Genomic DNA, 21,732 nt, shown 5'->3' with positions numbered 1-21,732 from the left:
TACAACTCTTTGATTTCATCATATGATGGAACACGTGGGTTATTAGCTGGGCTACCACTTTCAATTGCATCTGATGCCATTTTAGAGATAGCATTTTCAAATTCAATTTCATCGATACCGTATTCTTTTAAATTTGGAATACGAAGATCATAGCAAAGCTTTTTTATTTCCCCAACCGTATAGTCTGCTACTTCCTCATCAGAATTCGAATACAAATCCTTATTTAAGTTACGTCCAATTTTTGCAAACCTTTTCACTGCACTTGTTTTCGTAAACTCTAACACTGTAGGTAATAGTATGGCATTTGATATTCCATGCGGTACATGAAATAATGCTCCCACTGGCCTTGACATTCCATGAACTAATGTAACTGATGCATTCGAAAATGCAATTCCAGCTTGTAAGGAAGCAATCATCATCGCTTCTCTTGCCTCCATATTATGTCCATCTTCATATGCTATACGTAAATATTTCATAATACTTTCAATAGCTGAAAGAGCAAGTACATCTGTAAGTGGTTGTGAAAATTTAGAAATATAAGCTTCAATCGCATGACATAACGCATCTATTCCTGTTGCTGCCGTAATTTGTGGTGGTAACGAACTTGTCAAAACTGGATCTATAATTGCTACTTTCGGTATAAAACTAGGATGCTTCATCATCATTTTTACATCTGTTTTTTTATTCGTAATTACTGCTACACTTGTAACTTCCGAACCAGTACCAGAAGTTGTTGGAATTGCAATAAGTGGTAGTGGATTGTTTTCTATTTCAATATCCTTTTGGACATAATCCTCAACTTCTCCACCATTTTTATATAAAACCGCTACCGCTTTCGCAGCATCAATACAACTTCCACCACCAATACCGATAATAAAATCGCACTTTTCCTCTTTACAAAGAGATAACGCTTCTAATACGTGTATATTTGTAGGCTCAGCATCCACTTTATTATATGTGCTAACAGTAATACCTTTCTTATTTAGTTGTTGCATACACTTTTCAACATATCCTAATTTCTCCATAATTGTATCAGTAACTATAAAAGCTTTTTTCCCTAACTTTTTTGATTGTTCTCCCAGTTTTTCAAGCGAATTCCTTCCATATAATACCGACTTTGGCATACGAAACTCAGAAACCTCTTGCAAGTCCCCCACCCCTTCTTATCCTAATTAATATTTTATAATATAAATTATCGATTTGATGAATCTTTACGATTCAAATTTTTTAATAGAGTCCTGTTAAAGTATAGAATGCGATAACTAAAAATACAGCAACCGTTTTCAAAATTGTAATAGCAAATATATCTTTATATGACTGTTTATGAGTTAATCCTGTTACTGTAAGAATAGTAATAATAGCCCCGTTATGTGGTAGTGTATCCATTCCTCCTGATGCCATTGATACGATACGGTGCATAACTTCTAATGGAATATCAAATTGATTGGCCGCTGCAATAAATTTGTCTCCCATTGCGCTTAATACTATTCCCATTCCTCCTGATGCCGAGCCTGTAATTCCAGCTAAAATATTCGTCGTTACTGCACCATTCACTAACGGATTTGTGAAAGTAGCAGAGATGCCATCTCTCATAATTGCGAAGCCTGGAAGTGCTGCAATGACACCACCGAATCCAAACTCAGCTCCTGTATTCATCGTTGCAAGTAGCGCTCCACCAATACTTGTATTCAATCCAGCTTGGAAACCTGTTACTACTCGCTTCCAATATAATAATAACGTTGTTAAGATTCCTATAATAAGTGCCAATTCTACAGACCAAATTCCTACTACTGCACTTAATTCTACTTTTCCAAATGCTTTCATACCAATTGCAGAAAAATCAAAACCGCTTGGATACCACTTCGGTATCATAATAGTAAACACTTTATTCATTACACCTACTAAAATAAGTGGTATAAATGCAATAAGTTGTTGTGCTCTTGTAATTTCAATGTTATTAATTAATGGCATATTTTTTTGTTCTAATTGCACAGATGCTGCCATTTCAGTATTTCCATCATTAAAACCAAAGTATCCTTCACCTGCTGCTTTTGCCTTCTTACGTCTACTCTCTAAATATAGTAAACCTAATGTAAGAACAAAAATTGCTCCTACAATCCCAAGTATCGGTGCAGCATAAATATCCGTTTTAAAAAATGTTGTAGGTATTACATTTTGAATTTGTGGTGATCCAGGTAGCGCATCCATTGTAAACGTTACTGCTCCAAGAACAATCGTTCCAGGGATTAAACGCTTTGGAATATTAGCTTGTCGAAACAACTTAGCTGCGAACGGATAAACAGCAAACACTACTACATACACACTAACACCACTATACGTTAAAATAGCCCCCATTAATACAATCGCTAATATAGTACGTTTTTCACCAACTAACTCAATAATTGTTTTTGCGATAGAATCTGCAATTCCTGACATTTCCACTACTTTTCCAAATATTGCTCCTAATAAAAACACAGGAAAATATAATTTTATAAATCCAACCATTTTCTCCATAAAGATATTAGAAAAGAAAGGTAATACATAACTAGGTTCTGTCAAAAATACTGCAAATAATGCAAATATCGGCGCGAATAAAATAACAGAAAAACCTCTGTATGCTACGAACATAAGTAAACTTAGTGCTAATAATATAATAACTAACTCCAATTTTACCCCTCCATTAAACAGAATATTCTAAATTTTATTGATAAATTTCTACTAACCTTTTAATTCTGACATCCCTCCTCTTATTCATACAAATTTTTATGCTAAAAATGTCTAATTATAATTATTCGATTACATATGAAAAATCCCTTTAAACAGAAACGAATTCATCGTCATACGTTATAAAGGGATTGCTAGAATCTATATTTACTGCTGTATTAAATTTTTCTCTACACAAAAATGATACAGTTCTTCAACATCTTTCACTATGTAGGTCGCACTAACTTCAGTCAGTTCTTTTTCACAGCCATAGCCATATAAAACACCAATTGAAGCAATTCCATTCTGATTTGCACCTATTATATCGTGCTTTCTATCACCAATCATTATCATTTCTTCTTTATTTAGTTCTTCATGTGTTTGTAAAATATGAGCAATTATTTCTTCTTTTTTATTCTCGTACCATCTAAATTACTTCCAATGATGTCTTCGAAATAATTCGTTAATTGAAAATGCTCTATAACTTGTTTCGCAAATACAGTGGGCTTTGAAGTTGCTACGAATATGCGATTCCCTGAACTTTTTAATTGTTGCAAGAGCTTCAGAATCCCCTCGTATACATTATTTTCAAACAATCCACGCTGCTTTAAATACTCACGGAAGTAAAAAACAGCACGTTCAACCTCTCCTTCACTCATATTATATCTCTCTATGAATGATTGCTGAATAGGAGGACCTATAAATGAATCTAACTCACTTATATGTACTTCTTCAATTCCTACTTTTTTTAATGCATATAAAACCGAGTTTACAATCCCTTCTTTCGGATCCGTTAAAGTTCCATCTAAATCAAATAGAAATGTTTTATACATGCTTCATTCCTCCACTTAATTTGCTGTATAAATAAGTGCTAACATCTCTTCCACTTCTCCCTATTATACTATTATTATCTATTTTTTCGAAAAATCAATTTCCATATGTCACATACTTTCAGTTACAAAATACGATAGATATGATACAGTAAAAAAGTTGCAATTATTTTAATAGAAACTGGTGAAACAAATGTCAATTACGTTAATTTTTATAATGGCTTTCACAATTGTGATCCACGCAGTTGAAACAAGCTCTTATAGTATTCGATTAGCTGGAGTACGTTTAAAGAAGATTGCGGTTGCCTTGTCTGTTGTAGGAATGGTGTTACTTATTTCAAGAACATCAAACTTACTACAAGCCTTTTTAATCGGTGGTATTGTCGATGAAGCAAAACTAGATTCTTCTATTAATTTAGAGCATATTATACGACTCGTACTATTATCGGCTTCTATCGGTACATTAATCGCGATCATTCTTTATCCAACTTTGACAAAATTATTTGGATATGTCATTCAAAACTTTGAAACAGACGGTTCTTTCATTCGAATGATGAAAACGAATAACATTCAAAAATTAAAGTACACAAAAAAATATGTCCGTTTTCCAAAGTTAGAAATGATTCATAGACTGCGTATCGGTGGTATTCCAAAGCGTATTATGCTTATTAACATGTTTGCTACTGCTATTTATACAGCAGGGGTACTTTCAGCCCTTTACGCTTCTTTTTTAAATCCAGATTATGCAACAAATGCAAGTACAGCTTCTGGCCTTGTAAATGGTTTCGCCACTATTTTATTAACTGTATTACTCGATCCACGCATTGCTCTTTTAACAGAACGTGCTCTACAATCAGAAAGCGGTGCTGAATCTATGAGTAAAATGTATGGTTGGCTAATGATTTCTAGACTTCTCGGCACATTATTAGCACAACTGCTATTTGTACCAGGTGCTTACTGGATTTTATGGATTATTGAACTGATGCATTAATTTACTAGAAAGGTGAATTTATCAATGAAGATCAAAACAGAGAAAGATATAATTCGCTTAATAGAAAACGACGAATGGATGATGAATGTATTACAAATGGCAAAATCACTAGAGCTACCTGATTGGTGGATTTGTGCCGGATTTGTTCGTTCTAAAATTTGGGATACTTTACATGACTATGAAGCTAAAACGGCTATGCCTGATGTTGATGTGATTTATTATGATAGTCTACATCAAGATGAGATATACGAACAATCATTAGAAACGAAATTAATGAATATTGATGCTACTATCCCTTGGTCTGTAAAAAATCAAGCTCGTATGCATGTAGTGAATAATATGCCACCATATTCTTCTTCTGTTAATGCTATTTCTAAATTCCCTGAAACAGCAACAGCTTTAGGAGTTACACTTGATGAACTAAACAACGTTATCTTAACAGCACCATGTGGTATTGAAGATGTCCTTTCCTTACAAGTGAAACCAACAGCTCATTTTCTTGAATCGAAAGAACGATTACATATGTACAAAAACAGAGTTATAAAAAAGAATTGGCAAAGTAAGTGGCCTAACATCACAATCACATATCCAGAAATTTAGAAAGGGTGCCTCTCATTTATAGAAGCACCCTTTTCTTCATTTCAAAAAATGTATGACTGTTTCTGCAAATCTATCTGCTTCCTCATAATGAGGTGAATGACCGCTCTCTTCAAATACGATATACTTGCCGTTTCGGGCATCTTTATTAAATGTTTTAATTTGTTCTTCACACGTTACTACATCATGTTTTCCTACTATTAATAACATTAGATTTTGTACATCTTTTATTTTTGATAATAATGATGTATGACATGCTCCCTCTAATTTTAATCTATCAAAGTGAATTTTGGAGCGATTTGAAAATATTTCCCACTCTTCATCACTGTATAAACTCTCATCTGTCCTATCTTCCTTATTATTGTAAATCTCCATTCTTTTTTCTTCTAATTCAGCGCTTAGTCTTATATAAGCTTCTAACAACTCTTCTGAACTAGCCTCGCTAGATGAATAAGCAAAGCACTCTTCTGCTACTTCTTCTTTTCCATACTTTTTTAATAAATGCCCTGTCTTTTGTAACAAAGCCCTACTTGTTAATGCAAAATCAAAAGTTGGTCCTTCAAATATTATTTTCTCTATTGAACTTGGATATATCGACGCATAAAGCAATGCTACATATCCACCGAAAGAGTGTCCAATTATAGACCACTTCTCAATTTGTAATACTTTTTTTAATTCCTCACAGTCTTCAATCAAATCATTTAATCCAAAAGCTTCGTCTTCAGTAATTTCTTCTGAGCGACAAACACCTCTTTGATCTATCATAATTACATATAGAGAATCTTTTAAACGTTCCGATTGATGAAATGAAAAATCATAACAACTTTCTCCTGGTCCACCATGCAAGTATAAGACTGGCTTATTTTTAGGATTTCCATGTGTTTCAACGTATAGCTTTTTCCCTCTAATATTCATATATTTCCCTGCTTCTATCAAATTTTTCTTTATGATCATCACCCCTTTTTTTACTGAATATTATAACATTTAATATTAAATAATCCCTATTACATTTAAGAAGACTATAATTATTGCAAGTGGTGCTACAAATCGAAGTAAAAATGCCCAATAAGTAAATACTTTCTTTCCATAATTTCCACCTACAAAAAACTCTGCTTCTAGTACCTTCTTCTCCATTTTGAATGAAACGAAAATACTAATAAATAGTGCTCCAAGTGGCATTAATATATTACTAGATAAGAAGTCTACTGCATCAAAAATATTCTTTCCGAAAATCGTAATATCACTCCATACTCCAAATGATAACGCTGATGGTATACCTACCAAGAAAATGCCGAAACCGATCAGCCATGATAATTTCGTTCTCTTTTCTTGTTCACCATTTGCTAATGCTGAAACAACAGTTTCTAGTAGAGAAAATGCTGATGTTAATGTCGCAAATGTAAATAGTGCAAGAAATACTGTTAAGAAAAATCCACCGAATGGGATTTGACTAAATACAGATGGTAATACGATAAATAGTAATCCAGGTCCTTCTGTTGGCTCCATTCCTAATGAAAATACGGCTGGAAAAATAGCAAGACCTGCAAATAATGAAACAAATAAATTTAATCCAACAATTGTTATTGCTGATTTTGGTAAACTTTCTTTTTTATTTAAATAGGAACTATACGTAACCATAATTGAAATCCCGATACTAATTGCAAAGAATGATTGCCCCATTGCGAACAAAATACTTTCCGAAGTAATCTTTGAGAAATCTGGTTGTAAGAAAAACTTCACACCTTTCATTGCATCATCAAGTGTTAACGAACGAATAATAAGAGCGACAAATAAAACGAACAATGCTGGCAACATATATTTACTTGCTTTTTCAATTCCGTTTTGTACACCCTTTGATACAACCCATATCGTAATGAACATAAAAGCGAAATGTCCCATAATAGCCCAAGCAGGATTCCCAATTGTTTCAGTAAATAATGTACCGTAATTTTGTCCTGGAGTAATCAGTTGTCCAGTTATTCCTCTGAATAAATAAATTAATACCCATCCACCTACAACACTATAAAACGAAAGTAGTATAAAACAAGTTCCAACACCAAGGCGTCCAATCCAATGCCATCCCGTATTTGGTGCGATGCTTTTAAATGCTCCAACTGCTTGTTTCTGCGTACTGCGTCCAATCATAAATTCAGCTATAAGTAGCGGTAGTCCAATTAAAACAGTAAATAATATAAATATTAAAAAGAACGCTCCTCCCCCACTCTTCCCAGCGATATAAGGGAACTTCCATATCGCACCAAGTCCAATTGCTGATCCGGCTGCCGCCATTATAAAACCTAATTTCGAAGTCCATTGCTCCGTCTGTTTCATCTCATTTTCCTCCTAATTAAATCTTTTTATATAAATAAATAAATCTTATAAACCTATTCAAATAAACCCTCCATTTCTTCTTCCATATAATAAAAAAATGGCCTAGCATCTCTATATAAAGAGACGCTAAGCCATTTACTTAACGCGGTACCACCCTTATTGATTCCATTATGAATCCACCTTAGTAGTAATCGTTTGATTACAAACCTAATATCGAAGGTTAACCGTTAAGATTTACTAAGAATGTAATTCCGTTCCACCTTACTGCTCCTAGGCGAGTTCAGGATGTTATTTGACTATGTCACACCAACCCATAGCTCTCTGTACAAATACATGACCTTACTACTCCTATTCAACACATTTTAATATTTAGAATATATTTTCTTTTGAAATTAATATGAAGTATATCTGTTATATTTGTAACTGTCAAGGGTATATTGATTTTTTTGTCGAAATGGTTCATATTTCAACTGACTTTTACTAAGCTTATTAGAAAAAGAAAGAGTCTATATTTTCACCTTTTCAAACGAACTATAAAAAAAGAATCTTCGCGATAATCGCGAAGATTCTTTTTACGGTATGAGACGAGTACAATCTCTCGGAAAAGCACTCGCCTCTCGTACATTTGTTAATTCTAAAAGTTTATATACAACCCTTTCTAACCCAATTCCGAAACCTCCATGTGGTGGACAACCATATCGAAATGTATTTAAATAAGATTGAAATTTATCTGGGTGTAATCCTTTTTCTTTAAACGAAGCGAGTAACATTTCATAATTATGAATTCGCTGTGCCCCTGACGTTATTTCTAATCCTTTATATAATAAGTCGAATGAATCAGTAATAGCTGGATTCTCTTTATTCGGCATCGTATACATCGGTCTCGCTTTTTTCGGATAATGCGTAATAAAAACAAATTCACTATTATATATTTCCTTCACATATTTCCCTAGTAACTTTTCACCTTCTGTATCTAAATCCCCTACAGGAGATTCTTTACGATACTTACTTTTCAAAATTTCTTGTGCTTCTAACAATGTAATTTTAGGTATTTCAGTAATAACAGGTACTTCTATTTGTAATAGTTGTAGTTCTATTTCACATTTTTTCGCTACTTGTTGAAACATATATCGTAAAACATCCGTTTCTAGTTGCATCACTTCATAAAAATCATGAATAAAACCAAGCTCTACGTCTAACGATATATATTCATTCAAATGACGGGAAGAATTATGATGTTCCGCTCTATATACAGGTGCAATTTCAAAAACTCGTTCTAACCCACCTGCCACCATCATTTGCTTATAGAACTGTGGTGATTGTGCTAAATAAGCTTCTTTTTGGAAGTATGGAAGCTTAAAAACATTTGCTCCTCCTTCTGCCCCTTGCGAAACAATTTTCGGCGTAAATATTCGTGTGAAATCGTTCTCTATAAGAAATTCACTAAAGCTTTGAACGAGTGTAGATTTCACTTTAAAAATCGCTGCGGTTCGCTCATGCCTTAATGATATTACTCGCTCATTAAGTAGTTGATCTAAGCCAACTTGTAACTTCTTTTTATTTATTTCAAATGGAAGTGGCTCTGCACCGTTTATTACTTTCACTTCATGAGCAAGTACTTCAACACCCAATTCTGTTTTCGATGTTTCGACTATTTCACCAATTACGTGGACGACACTTTCTACATCAACTTTATATCCAGCCAATTCATTTTCTAATACACATTGAATTACTCCTGTTCTGTCCCGTAATAATAAAAAACTAACATTTCCAAGATGTCGAATCTTTTTTACCCATCCTTGAAGTAATACAACCTTTCCACTTTGCTTTGTACATTCTTTTGTGAGTGAACGCTTCATTATTGAATCCATTATTTTTCCCTCCAGTAATTTTATATTTATTTACGTTATTGTTGTCATCGTCATCATCCACGGTCACTCACCCCCTTTCAAAGAATACAAAAATCCGCCCCTATAAATAGGGACGGATTTTTTCCGCGGTACCACCCAAATTGTCATACTGACCATCTTAGCCCTGATAACGGTAGGTACCGTTTGCTTTTACTAATAATCACGTTCAAAGCAACACTCACAGGTGTCTTTCCATCATGCGGTATCGCAACCTTCCCAGCAACTGGCTGCTCTCTGTAGACCTTTGCACCATGTACTTTTCCTGATCATCACTTTTTATATTTACAGAGTATTCTAACTCCTCACCTTATAAAACGCAAGCTTTTTTTGAAACATTCTGGTTTTATAACTCCTAACTTCTTCTAAAGTGTGAAAAGTTAATTTTGTAATACATATTCTTATGTATTACATCCAAAATTACACCTTTAATATTTTCCAATTTTTACATAAAAACTAATTCATTTACGCATATTAATAAAAATTTTAACGCGAGGTGTGTATATGCAAAAAGCAATTAGTTTCTTTTTCCTTTTGTTTTGCTTAATTGTAGTAAACGAAACGTATGCCTATTCACCAAAATCTTTACCAATCTCTCAAAACTCTGATCAATGGCAAGTGAATATTGATAAACCGAAAAAAACAAACAAGAATATGCTTCAAGCTAAAAAAGATGAATTTCAAACATATCATTTTTCAGTAAAGAATGTCGGGAATAGTGAAGTATATAATGTAAACGTCGAAGTATTCCGCAACGAACCAAATAAGAAAACGAAATATGAACTCTTTTCCCTAAAGGAAAGTCGTTTGGCAAGTGGAAAAACTGGATTTGAACACGCTAATTTACCCGTTGCTACAAAAGCAGATGAAGTTGATGTTATTATTACATGGCAAGAACACCCATTCCGATCGATGCGAAATGGTCAAAAAGTTGAATCTAGAAAATTTAAAGAGCATTTTGTTTTTAAAGAAGCTAAAAAGTAAATGGGATACGGATATATTCACACTATCATTGATATAGCTTTATTTACTAGTACCAGTTCGTAAGCAAATTAAAAAGTCGTGGCTTATAAATGCCACGACTTTTTATATTAATTCGTACTAATGCCTCTCGCTGCCCAAATGCGATCGATATCAGCAGCATGTTGTCCGCCATATAAAAGAGCATCCGCTTGCTTAATCGCTTTTGCTCCATCACTGAATTTAGAGTTTGGTGTTAATGACCAGTGCGATTGTAAAATAATTTTCGTTGCTACATCACGTCCAAATGCTTGTGCCATTTCATATTGGCCTTGTGCCCAAATTTCCCCATCATCATGTACCTCATTTGTAATATCTTTCGGATACACTTTATTCGTATCTAATCGGCGTAAGCACGTCGGATCTGAACTAGAATAAGCAGTCGCATCCCATTCTCCAACACATGCTTTACCATATCCAGTAGTCGATACTGCATCTTCATATGTAGCACCTAAGAAGTCGCCAAATCCTTCTCCCATCGCTCCACCTTCTGCTGAACTACCAAAGCCAGGAACTTGGTTATCTTGAATCGAATGCCCATACTCATGTGCGATAATACCAGCATCTTCTGCATCATCAACACCGCCAGTACCGAAAGTTAAAGCTTTTGTTGATGGAGAATAGAATGAGTTATCATCAGTTGTACCATTAACATTCACTTTTATCGAACGGTTATTAATATTTTTAAAACCTAGACTTTGAATGTAACGTTGCAATGTGTCGATATGATAGTACGACATAACATCTTCAAAGCTATCATTTGCGCGTGTATAGTTAAATTGTAAATTCGTAGATTTTGTTTTCGCTTTTGAAGAAATCGTTACATATTCTCCAATTAAAAATCCTGTTCCATCTAAACCTTTTAACGTAACAGTTTTCAGTTGGTTCGTTAGAGCTGTTGAATCTGCATCGTTATTATCTTTTAAGCCTACTTTACTACCGCTAGATACGACTGGGTTAGGTAAAAATACTTTTCCTGACCCTTCAGCTTTTCGGTTTATATCAACCTTTTTAATTAACTTTCCATTTTCTGCATCAATAAATGTTTCCCATGCACCAAATGGATTATTAGAATGGACTACAACTTTATATACTGGACGAGCAATTCCTTCTTCAACAATATATCCGAACTCTTTATCTGTAGGAGCCCATAAATTTTGCTCACTTGCTTCTCCAACATACGCCATTGATTTTTGTATTGCATCTTTTTCACTAATTTTTGTCGTTACTTCCTTCACACCTGTAACAGGCTGATAATCAGAAACAGCGAGTACTCCCTTTCCCTCTCCGTTAAGCGTAACTGTTATTTGTTTTGAAAATACAGGTGCACCATTAACAACTTGTTGGAACCTAACATATGAAGCTACTGATGTTTCTGTTGTAGAAATATATTGCAAGTCTGAAAGATCTGTTTTCAATCCATACTGCGCAGCATTTTCTTTTAAATATTCAGTTGCTTTTTTCTGTGGCGAATAAGCTTCTAACTTTACTTGCTGTTGTTTTTCCAATGCCGAAACCGTAGAAATCGTCCCCATTACTAACGGCACGGTCATTGCCATTGCCACCATTTTTTTATTAAACATAGAACCACTCCCCCTAATAAAGTAGCTCAACCTTATCCCATTACCACTAGGCAATCATTCCCCGCAAAACGGATGGATAAAAATTGAATCTACGAGTAATTCTCTATGAACACTTCTATTACCTTTCCATTTAGGGTAAGTGAAATTTTCTCAATATTTATGTGTAAAGTGAACACAATACTTTAGAAAGAAATTTCTAAATCCATTCCTTATCCCTAAAGCTTTTCATATTACTGTTTAAAAAAATAGACTATTTTTTACCTAACGGTAGGTTGAAAAAAGCACTTGTAAATGATACGATTTAAATAACCTTTTTTTAGGAGGATCTATATGAGTAAAAGTGAAGAAACACTCTCTTCAATAATGGAAGCAAGTTATCGCCTTTTTGCTACGTACGGTATTGTTAAAACAACTTATACGATGATTGGTGAGGAGGTTGGTATCGCAAAACCATCTATATATTACTACTTTAAGTCTAAAGATGCTTTAATTGAATGTATTTTTACTGAATTATGTAAAGCTATGCAGTTCTCTTCTTATTTCCATACAGAAGAGTTTACAAAATCAAATTTTATTGAAAAATGTATTGCAATTGGCCTTAAAATAATTGATGAACAGCGAAACGACCCTTATTTTAACCGAGTGTTACAAGAATATGTATTACTATCTTCAAGAAACAAGATGTACAAAGATCGATTACTAACTGTGCAAACAGAATACTTACATGGATTTGAAGTACTCCTTACAAAAGCAAATGAACTTCAATTAATTGAAAATAAAAATCTAGTTTCAAAAGCTCATATGTTAGCATTAGTGCTTGATAATATCGGAAATTTTATGATGATTGATGCAAAGATAGATTATAAACAAATTTGGATTGAAGCTGTAAATAACATTTTTGAAAGAAGGGGTTGAAGTGAATACAAAAAAACGCATTATCGGCTTAGATTTTGCTAGAGCTTGGGCGATGTTTGGTATGCTACTTGTTAATTTCATGGTGATAACAGGTGCAGAAGGAAATGGTCCCCCTTTTTTAATAACCTTCATGTCACTATTTGAAGGTAGAGCCTCTGCTTTGTTTGTTATACTTGCTGGCATTGGTATAACTTTAATGACTAGGTCAGCCGTTGCTAGCAATGAACAAATAAAAATTTCTAATAGCCGAAAGACCATATGGAAACGATCACTTTTCTTATTTATTTTAGGATTACTACTATATGTAATGGAGTGGACTGGGGATATATTACACTACTATGGTGTTTACCTTTTCGTTGCTGCATTACTCATGACAGTACGCAAAAAACTATTACTTTTTCTTTCTATCATTATTTTATTGTTCGCACAATCTCTTCAGCTTACTTTCAATACTTTCGAGGGTTGGGTAGGTCCAACTCCATTTATAAATTATGTAGACTTCTGGACAATAAAGGGTTTTCTTCGCAACTTATTCTTTAATGGCTATCACCCTATTTTCCCTTGGTTCTCGTTCTTCTTAATCGGTATGTTAATTGGCAGGTTAGATCTTCATAATAAAAAAATAAAAAAAAGATTACTCTTACTCGGTATTACAATCACAATATTGACAGAACTTTTATCAAAAGGACTTACACACTTTTTTATTCCATACATCGGCAGAAAGACCGCCACATTTTTATTTAATACAGGACCCATCTTACCAAATGTATTATATATTTTATCTGCTACAGGATCCTCTATTGCTATATTAATCATTTGCCTCTATATCGCTGAAAAATATAGAAATAATTGGTTTGTCACTTCCATTGTGCAAACAGGACAATTAACATTAACTCATTATGTCAGTCATGTATTTATCGGTATTGGGACATTAATTCTATTAAATAGAATGGAAAATCAATCACTACTATTCGTTTTATTATTTGCTACTGCATTTTTCATTTTCAGCATTTTAATTAGTGTGTTATGGAGAAAAAAATTTTCTAGAGGTCCTATCGAATGGATTATGAGGAAATTAGCCGGATAAATTTCCATCATACAAAAAGGAAGTTGGAATCATTCCAACTTCCTTTTCCTTTAATGAGCCGCGCTTAATTTAATTCGAACTTTCGTTTCACCTAAAGAAAGTTCATCGTCTTCGTTCGTTAAGTGACCAAATGTAAATTGTTTAACGAGTAAGTTTTCTTCCAATAAATCTTTATGGTTCGTTAACGTTCGCTGTAGCTCTACTTCTGTATCAAGAATAACATCGACTCGTAAATTAACTGGTAAATTCAACTGTTTACGATATTCTTGAACCGCACGAATGAATTCACGCGCTACTCCTTCTTGCAACAATTCTTCCGTTACATTCGTATCTAACATAACTGTATATTGTCCGTTAGTCGTATTAGAGAATCCTGATTTTGCAACTTTCTCAACTAGCACATCTTCAGCAGTTACAACTACTTCTTCTCCTGGTGTTGCTTCGTAAACTGCTCTTCCTGTTGATACAAAGTTTTGCACTTCTTCTTGTGATAATTGTTTTAGCCAACCATTCACTGCATTCACATTTTTACCGAACTTCGGCCCCGCTGTTTTAAAATTAAGCTTCAATTGATATGATGTGTATTTTGTTTCATCGAGTTCAACATGGAACGCTTTTACATTTAACTCATCCATAACGATATCACGATAAGATTCCCAATCCATATCATTCTCGTTATGCTCAAGTAATACAAGTTCTGCTAGCGGCTGTTTTACTTTTAAAGAATGCTGATTACGGTTACTTCTTCCAAGTTCAACAACTTGTAAAACAGCATCCATTTCCGCTTCTAATTTCGGCTGAAGTAGTGATTCATTTACAACTGGATAATCGGCTAAATGAACGCTGCTTCCTTCTAAATTCAGATGAATGTCTTCCGCGACAAATGGTGTAAATGGTGCAATTAATTTACTAATTGTTACAAGTACTTCATGAAGTGTCTCATACGCAGCTGCTTTCTCAGCGTTCATACCAGATTCCCAGAAACGATTACGTGAGCGTCTTACATACCAGTTACTCACTTCATCTACAAGTGCTGCAATTTCACGAGCTGCATTCGTAAATTGATAATCATCAAGTGCCGTTCTCACTTTTTTCGTTGTACTATGCAATCTTGATAATACCCATTCGTCTAATTTCGTAAGCTTTACATCATACGTTTCTTTCGGATTATACTCATCTAAATTTGCATATAAAACGTAGAAGCTATACACATTGACTAATGTATCTACAAATTTAGATTTCGCTTCCAGTACTGTTCTTTCAGAAAAACGCTTCGCATTCCACGGGGCACTATCAACAAGTAAAGCCCATCTTAGCGCATCTGCACCAAATTTATCTACTAAATCAACTGGGTCTAGTGCATTTCCTTTGCTTTTAGACATTTTCTGCCCTTCTTCATCTAAAACATGCCCTAGTGATAACACTCGTTTATACGGTACTTTTCCTGTATATAGTGCTGATACTGCTAATAAACTATAAAACCAGCCGCGTGTTTGATCAATTCCTTCTGCAATAACATCCGCTGGAAACTGCTCTTCAAATAACTCTTTATTTTCAAATGGGTAATGATATTGTGCAAATGGCATAGAACCACTATCAAACCAAACATCAATTACTTCTGGTGTACGATTCATTGTTCCTCCGCATTTCTCGCAGCAGACTTGCACTTCATCTACATACGGCTTATGCAATTCCAAATCTTCCGGTGTTTCTTTCGTACTATGCTTTCTTAATTCGGCAATGCTCTTCGGTGCGAACTGATGATTACAACTTTCACATTCCCACACGTTTAATGGTGTTCCCCAATATCTATTTCGGCTAATATTCCAGTCCACCATATTTTCTAAAAACTTACCAAAACGTCCATGTTTCATATGATCCGGATACCAAGTAACAGAATCATTATTTTGTAAAAATGTATCTTTAATTGCAGTTGTTCGGATTAACCAACTTTCTCCTGCATAATAAAGTAGTGGTGAATCACAACGCCAGCAATGCGGATAGCTATGTTCATATTTTTCTTTATGATACAGTAAACCTTCCTTCGCTAAATAACGAACGATATCCACGTCACAATCTTTTACAAATCTCCCTTTCAAAAATGGTACCGCTTCTGTATACTCACCTTTTTCATCTACAACGTGCAAGAATGACAATCCTTCACTTTGAACGACTCTATAATCGTCCTCTCCATATGCTGGAGCAATATGAACAAGTCCTGTACCACTATCTCCCGTTACAAAATCTGCTGCAATAACGCGGTAACCATTTGTAACTTCTTTCATCGGAAATGGCGCTGTATAAGATGTGTTTAATAATTCTTCGCCTTTATGAACAGATAATACTTCATAGTTCTCTTTTAATACTTCTTGTACACGTTCTTTCGCAACAATGTATACATGACTTTCTTGTTTTGCTTTAACGTATTCCATATTTGGATGGACAGCAAGCGCAACGTTTGCTGGAAGTGTCCAAGGTGTTGTGGTCCAACCTAAGAAATACTCATTTTCACTATCTTTCACTTTAAACTTCACAGTTGCACTTAAATCTTTTACTGTTTTATACCCTTGTGCAACCTCATGTGAGCTCAATGAGGTTTGGCAGCTTGGGCAGTATGGTGAAACTCTATGTCCTTTATATAACAATCCTTTTTCATGGATTGTCCCCAAAATATGCCATACACTTTCGATATATGGATTCTTTAAAGTTACATATGGATCATCCATATCTACCCAATAACCAATACTTTCAGTGAATTCACGCCACTGCTTCTCATATGTGAAAACACTCTCTTTACACTTTTGAATAAATGGTTCAATGCCATATTCTTCGATCTCATGTTTACCAGAAATACCAAGTTGCTTCTCAACGCCTAATTCTACAGGTAAACCATGTGTATCCCATCCCGCTTTTCTTAACACTTTATAACCAGCCATCGTTTTATATCTTGCTACTAAGTCTTTAATTGTTCGTCCAAGTGCATGACCTACATGCGGTAGTCCGTTCGCCGTTGGTGGTCCTTCATAAAATACGAAAGACTGTGCGCCTTCTCGATTCTGAATTGATTGTTCGAAAATATTTTGTTCGTTCCACTGTTTGCGAATTCGCATTTCTCTTCCTACAGCTGATTCTTTTACATCTACTTTTTCCATATACAATCACTCCTTTGAATATTTTAAAGCACACAAAAAACCCGTCCCTATAAAGTAGGGACGGGTTTACCCGCGATACCACCCTAATTCTATTAGCTTTTTCACTAATAGCACTTAGCAACGTACTATCATACGTGTTCTTTGTAACGGTAGACATCCGTCCGGGCTTACTTACTTTCAGCCTCGGCTCCTCGGAGATGATTTTCAAATAACGTCTGCACACCGACTTTCAGCAATATACCGGCTCTCTGGAGAGCAGCTCACTATTTTACTCTTTCTCGTCTTCAGATTTGTATACTTTGTTAAAAGTTATTTTATGCCATTTAGCAACTAATTGTCAACTAATTCAAAATATATCCTTATCTTTTTTCCCTATTCTTATACAATTACTTTTCAAATTCTCGCAATGCTGCTAAATTTTCATCATCCTCAATAAGTTCAGCAAAGAATCCCGATTCATCCTCACGAAGGACAAATTCAAGCTCTTCCTTCGCCTCTTCATTTCTATTTAACTGCGCTAAATAACAAGCACGATCATATCTTGCTAACAAATCACTCGCGTCAATTATTAATACTTCATTTGTTATTTTTTCTGCCTTTATCGTTTGACCGACACCATGATATGAAGATGCTAAAGAAAGAAGAATTGCTGTTTCATTTGGATGATGTACAGAAGCATTTTCTAATACTTGAATTGCCTCTTCAAACCTTTCTTGACTTTGATATATTTCTCCTAAAGCAAGAAATGCTCTACTTACAAACGGTGTTTGCTCTGTTAATTGTAAGATAATCTTTTCTGCTTTTCTTTCTTCCCCTGCTTTAAAGAATACTTGTGCTTGCAGAAGAAGAGTATCATAATCATCTGGTAGTTCTCGAACCATTTGTTTCGTTAATTCCAAAGCATCTCTTAACATATCTTCTTCCTCGCACTCAACGAAAAGATTTACAAGTTGCTTCGCTACGTCATAATCCCATTTATTTTCTAGTGACGTGTGTAGAATCTCTATTGCTTCTTTATTCATCTCGACATTCTCATAAAATAGCGCAAATCGCTGTGCTGCCATACTATTTTTCGGATTTAACTTTAAAGAGATTTCATATAAATCAATTATCATAGTAACCATTGAAATTTCTTTCGCACGATTTTTCATACGATAAAAAGCTCTCGTAATGATAGATCGTTTCGGCTGTTCATGCAGCTGGCGTTCAATCCATATTTCCGTAACCGCAGCTGCAGCATACATGAATGCTGTACTTCTTTCTGCTTTTTTCACCTTTAACGTATGAAGAAAATCTCGTATGTTAGACAATTTTTTATGTTGCTCTACTGCTTTTACATAAACATCAAATATACGTTCATTATCAAAATCTTTTTGTATTACTTTCATTGCAACTTCAATTGCTTTTACATTTCTTTTTTTCACTAATACTTTTGCATAATGATATAGTACTTCTATATGCTCACCATCTAATTGTAGCGCGTATTCAATCTGTGCTTGTTCTTTATCTGTTTCATTCATCGCTCCGTACACATATGCAATCGCATCTAAACGCCATATTTCAGGTACTTCGTCCGCTAATTGTTCTAGTTCAATCAGCAATTCTTCCTGAAGGTTCATTTCTACTGAAAGCTGTGCCAAATATTCCATATTAATATGCAACGGCTCTTCTTTCATCGCCTGAACCATATGACTTTGTTCTTTAGAACGGTTTTCTTCTTTTTCGTATATTTCCGCAAGCTGTAAATGTACACCTACGAAATTCCCATCAAGCTCTAAACATGTTTCATACGCCTGCTTTGCTTCCGTCAATTGCCCTAATGCCATAAGTGTTTCGCCAATTCGGTAATACGGTAATGCCGTTTCCATTTGTTCTATCGCCTTATTATATCTTTTCATCGCTTGGCCGTACTGTCCAATAGATTCATACAAAATACCTGCATAACAACCGTACTCACTTACTTCATTTCTTTCTTTGTGTAACAAAAATGCTATACCTCGTTGTACAAATTCCGTTCCTTTAATTCGATTCACATATTCATCTAACGCACTTGCTACATTATAATCACTTTTCTTTATACCATTTTCTAACTTAGATAGCGCTACTTTAAATCCTTCTTCATTTCCACCAAGTTCAATTTCAGCATCCCATAAAACCATTCCTGCATTCATGAGGAAATCTTGGCTCTTTTCAATTTGCTTCTCAAGACCAAGAATATATTCTTTTGCTTCCTTATATTGTTCTCTTGCCATATAAACTTGTGTAAGTCCGAAGTGAGAATAAACATCCTCATCATTTTCTTCTAAAGCACGCTTATACAATACTTCTGCTTCTTCCAAGCTATCATTTTGAAAATGATAGTCACCTAATTTTACGTAAAGAGGTGCTTTATCATCACAATTCTCAATACCGTTTAATAAAATTTCTTTCGCACTTTCCTCATCCTTCAAATCAGATTCGTATATTTCCGAAAGTTTCGTATAAATGTAAGGTGCATTACTATCCAAATGAATCGCTACTTTAAGCCCTTTTATTGCTAAATATAATTTCCCTAGTTGATGTGCACATCTCGCTCGTTCATACCATACATGCGCTTCATATTTATACTCTTTTAACAAGTCATTAAAGATTTCATATGCTTCTTCATATCTTTCTAAATCTATTAATATTAAACCGTGATTTGTTAAAGTGAACCTTTCAGGACTACGCTCTAACGCAACTTGAGAGTATTGCAATGCTTTTTCAGATTGATCAATATACATATAGGATAAAGCGAGAAAACTCCAAGCAATAGGCTGATCTGCGTCTAATTGTAACGATAAACGAAAGCTTGAAATCGCTTCTAGATAACTTTCCTGTTCAAACGCATATCTTCCGTTTATTAAATGATATAAAGCACGATTATTTTTCTTCTCAACGCTTGTCAGCATTTGCTCCGCTTTCTCTACTTCTTGAAGACGAATAAAACACTGTGCACCATGCAATTTAACAAAGTCCGAGTTCGGAAACTTTTCCATTAACTTATCAATACAATATAAAATAAATTCTTTCTCTACTTCAACATCTAAGTGCTTTATCGTATATAACCACGTATTTGGATTATCACTCGTTTCTTTTAAAAATTGTACTAAGTTACTAATTCCCTCTTTGTCATGTTCATCTAAATGATCCGTAAGAGAAAAAATAGATTTAAAGTAACGATTTTCTTCTTCACTTAGAAACGCTAGTTGCTCCTTCTTTTCTTTCGGAACAAACGTGATTGCTAAACAGCCTGTATAACGATATTTTTCTTGTAATTTACTATATTCCACAAGAACTGGTTCTATAAAGTTTGGATCTTGAACATAGAAAGCTTGCAATGTATCATCATATCCAGATAGAACTTGTACGTGTGAAGCATGCTCAATATCTATACTTAATAAAACAGGAATTCCTTCGTCAATCAGTCTCTTATAATTCTCTTCATTCCCTTTAAAATAACGATATTCATAACCTAATTCTTCTAAATAAGAAACAGTATCTGAAAACTTCGAACCTGTCATATCAAAAATAAACTCTGCTATTTCATCTTGTGTACGTTTCTCTCCCCATATACGCAACATCATCTCTAAGCTTGTCGGAACACAATAATTATCCTTTTGTACAATAGGAACTATCGGCAAGTGAACCTTTTTTCCATCCGGATTTTTTTCTAAATTATGATATAAAGATTCTTTTAAACTCTTTTCTTCTTTTAATAGTTTTTGTAAATCTGCAAATTTATTCATTTTGTACAGCGCTTCTGCACGTAAATGTACAAAGTAAGTATTATAGGCATGATATGGCAGCTGAGTATTTATGTTATCTATTACCGCTAACATCTCTTCATATTGCTCTAAATCTAATAAATACTTTATCTTCTCAAAATGAAAATATGGTACTTGTGGGAATTTTACAATCGCATCATCGATTAACTGTATCGCGCGTTTTTGTTCTCCTTTATTCGCATACAATTGTGATAATAAATAGGTAGATAACTCTTCACAATCTTCATGCTGCATGCCAGCAATAAATTGTTTTTCCGCTTTCTCCCATTCACCTGTATGCATATAAACGTAGCCCCATTTATCAAACACTGCGCGTGCACTGTACTCCTCTGCTTTTTGCATATACATTAACGCTTCTTCGTTTCGTTTCATTTCTAAAAGACATCGTACTAACGTAAAATATGTTTTCGCTAAAAAATCTGCATCTATTTCTTCTTTACTTAACTCTTCTAAAGAAGATTTTAACAACTGCTCCGCTTCAAGAATTTTCCGCTCATCAATTAACTCATCACAATATAAAGAGAGCGTTCTCATATTTGGGAATTTTTTATAAGCGTAACGAATGAGGAATGAACTGTATTGGTGCATAAGCCCTTCATCAGTAAGGCGAATTAATATATCGAACTCCTTATGCGAAGGAATATTGGCAAGCCAATTCTTCACAGAGGATAAAGTATTCGTTTCTTTTATATATGCAATTTCATTATTTATTTCCTGTAATCCATCTACAAATCTCTTGTCTTTTAAACAAGTTTCTAACTGCTTAAAATCTAGCATGCATTCACCTCGAATTTATATTTAAACTGCTAC

The 21,732-nt window shown here is 34.3% G+C and carries 13 protein-coding genes, 1 pseudogene and 3 other annotated features; of the genes and pseudogenes, 5 read left to right on the top strand and 9 right to left on the bottom strand.

Going from position 1 to position 21,732, the window contains the following annotated elements; all coding sequences use genetic code 11:
* From ACQGSG_RS17370 to ACQGSG_RS17360, 3 genes and pseudogenes are all read right to left on the bottom strand, one after another.
* Positions 1-1,148: iron-containing alcohol dehydrogenase (locus ACQGSG_RS17370; protein WP_426947721.1), on the bottom strand; the 1,148-nt coding region annotated here is incomplete at its 3' end.
* A gap of 79 nt (positions 1,149-1,227) precedes the next feature.
* The gene (locus tag ACQGSG_RS17365; protein ID WP_000424329.1) at positions 1,228-2,667 is read right to left on the bottom strand and encodes a GntP family permease; all 1,440 of its coding nucleotides are present in this window, start codon (positions 2,665-2,667) and stop codon (positions 1,228-1,230) included.
* 204 nt (positions 2,668-2,871) lie between these two features.
* Positions 2,872-3,536, bottom strand: a pseudogene (locus tag ACQGSG_RS17360) (HAD family hydrolase).
* 190 nt (positions 3,537-3,726) lie between these two features.
* Between ACQGSG_RS17360 and ACQGSG_RS17355 the strand changes: the two are divergent.
* Complete coding sequence (locus ACQGSG_RS17355; RefSeq protein ID WP_000028915.1) at positions 3,727-4,524, top strand: lipid II flippase Amj family protein; 798 nt, start codon at positions 3,727-3,729, stop codon at positions 4,522-4,524.
* Positions 4,525-4,548: 24 nt separating this feature from the next.
* Positions 4,549-5,124: a nucleotidyltransferase family protein gene (locus tag ACQGSG_RS17350; protein WP_000695357.1), complete on the top strand. Its 576-nt coding sequence runs from the start codon at positions 4,549-4,551 to the stop codon at positions 5,122-5,124.
* A 36-nt stretch (positions 5,125-5,160) separates the two neighbouring features.
* Here ACQGSG_RS17350 and ACQGSG_RS17345 read toward each other — a convergent pair whose 3' ends face one another.
* The 3 genes from ACQGSG_RS17345 to aspS all read right to left on the bottom strand — a co-directional run bounded on the left by ACQGSG_RS17345 (position 5,161) and on the right by aspS (position 9,323).
* Positions 5,161-6,036, bottom strand: coding sequence for an alpha/beta fold hydrolase (locus ACQGSG_RS17345; RefSeq protein ID WP_025966775.1), 876 nt, complete (start codon positions 6,034-6,036; stop codon positions 5,161-5,163).
* 75 nt (positions 6,037-6,111) lie between these two features.
* Complete coding sequence (locus ACQGSG_RS17340) at positions 6,112-7,452, bottom strand: sodium-dependent transporter (RefSeq protein ID WP_000814538.1); 1,341 nt, start codon at positions 7,450-7,452, stop codon at positions 6,112-6,114.
* A 116-nt stretch (positions 7,453-7,568) separates the two neighbouring features.
* Positions 7,569-7,817: a binding site (T-box leader), on the bottom strand.
* Between the two features lie 207 nt (positions 7,818-8,024).
* A complete protein-coding gene (gene aspS, locus ACQGSG_RS17335) occupies positions 8,025-9,323 on the bottom strand; it encodes an aspartate--tRNA(Asn) ligase (protein WP_000377345.1) in 1,299 nt (432 codons plus the stop codon).
* A 105-nt stretch (positions 9,324-9,428) separates the two neighbouring features.
* Positions 9,429-9,641: a binding site (T-box leader), on the bottom strand.
* A 222-nt stretch (positions 9,642-9,863) separates the two neighbouring features.
* On the opposite strand from aspS, the gene ACQGSG_RS17330 reads away from it, so the two are divergent.
* Positions 9,864-10,343, top strand: a complete 480-nt coding sequence (locus ACQGSG_RS17330; RefSeq protein ID WP_069605045.1) for a hypothetical protein — start codon at positions 9,864-9,866, stop codon at positions 10,341-10,343.
* Between the two features lie 107 nt (positions 10,344-10,450).
* On the opposite strand, the gene ACQGSG_RS17325 is transcribed toward ACQGSG_RS17330, so the two are convergent.
* Positions 10,451-11,962: a M36 family metallopeptidase gene (locus ACQGSG_RS17325; RefSeq protein ID WP_000482274.1), complete on the bottom strand. Its 1,512-nt coding sequence runs from the start codon at positions 11,960-11,962 to the stop codon at positions 10,451-10,453.
* 330 nt (positions 11,963-12,292) lie between these two features.
* On the opposite strand from ACQGSG_RS17325, the gene ACQGSG_RS17320 reads away from it, so the two are divergent.
* Positions 12,293-12,877, top strand: a complete 585-nt coding sequence (locus tag ACQGSG_RS17320) for a TetR/AcrR family transcriptional regulator (RefSeq protein WP_000045224.1) — start codon at positions 12,293-12,295, stop codon at positions 12,875-12,877.
* A gap of 1 nt (position 12,878) precedes the next feature.
* A complete protein-coding gene (locus ACQGSG_RS17315; RefSeq protein WP_325842632.1) occupies positions 12,879-13,964 on the top strand; it encodes a heparan-alpha-glucosaminide N-acetyltransferase domain-containing protein in 1,086 nt (361 codons plus the stop codon).
* A gap of 50 nt (positions 13,965-14,014) precedes the next feature.
* Here the strand turns inward: ACQGSG_RS17315 and ileS are convergent, their stop codons facing one another.
* Both ileS and ACQGSG_RS17305 read right to left on the bottom strand, forming a co-directional pair.
* Positions 14,015-17,116, bottom strand: a complete 3,102-nt coding sequence (gene ileS / locus ACQGSG_RS17310; protein WP_058839548.1) for an isoleucine--tRNA ligase — start codon at positions 17,114-17,116, stop codon at positions 14,015-14,017.
* Positions 17,117-17,169: 53 nt separating this feature from the next.
* Positions 17,170-17,410 (bottom strand) — a binding site (T-box leader).
* Between the two features lie 92 nt (positions 17,411-17,502).
* Complete coding sequence (locus ACQGSG_RS17305; protein WP_325842633.1) at positions 17,503-21,699, bottom strand: tetratricopeptide repeat protein; 4,197 nt, start codon at positions 21,697-21,699, stop codon at positions 17,503-17,505.
* Between the last annotated feature and the right edge of the window lie 33 nt (positions 21,700-21,732).

The sequence above is a fragment of the Bacillus sp. GMa5/1 genome (assembly GCF_050172015.1).
In the GTDB taxonomy this organism is placed as follows: Bacteria; Bacillota; Bacilli; order Bacillales; family Bacillaceae_G; genus Bacillus_A; species Bacillus_A cereus.
The sequence above is the reverse complement of the archived record's forward strand: the minus strand, read 5'-3'. Positions and strand labels throughout refer to the sequence as shown.

Excerpts from the sequence above, each read along its gene's own strand:
- ACQGSG_RS17355 (WP_000028915.1), top strand. The coding sequence starts at position 3,727 with ATGTCAATTACGTTAATTTTTATAATGGCTTTCACAATTGTGATCCAC.
- ACQGSG_RS17350 (WP_000695357.1), top strand. The coding sequence starts at position 4,549 with ATGAAGATCAAAACAGAGAAAGATATAATTCGCTTAATAGAAAACGAC.
- ACQGSG_RS17345 (WP_025966775.1), bottom strand. The coding sequence starts at position 6,036 with ATGAATATTAGAGGGAAAAAGCTATACGTTGAAACACATGGAAATCCT.
- ACQGSG_RS17340 (WP_000814538.1), bottom strand. The coding sequence starts at position 7,452 with ATGAAACAGACGGAGCAATGGACTTCGAAATTAGGTTTTATAATGGCG.
- aspS (WP_000377345.1), bottom strand. The coding sequence starts at position 9,323 with ATGGATTCAATAATGAAGCGTTCACTCACAAAAGAATGTACAAAGCAA.
- ACQGSG_RS17330 (WP_069605045.1), top strand. The coding sequence starts at position 9,864 with ATGCAAAAAGCAATTAGTTTCTTTTTCCTTTTGTTTTGCTTAATTGTA.
- ACQGSG_RS17325 (WP_000482274.1), bottom strand. The coding sequence starts at position 11,962 with ATGTTTAATAAAAAAATGGTGGCAATGGCAATGACCGTGCCGTTAGTA.
- ACQGSG_RS17320 (WP_000045224.1), top strand. The coding sequence starts at position 12,293 with ATGAGTAAAAGTGAAGAAACACTCTCTTCAATAATGGAAGCAAGTTAT.
- ileS (WP_058839548.1), bottom strand. The coding sequence starts at position 17,116 with ATGGAAAAAGTAGATGTAAAAGAATCAGCTGTAGGAAGAGAAATGCGA.
- ACQGSG_RS17305 (WP_325842633.1), bottom strand. The coding sequence starts at position 21,699 with ATGCTAGATTTTAAGCAGTTAGAAACTTGTTTAAAAGACAAGAGATTT.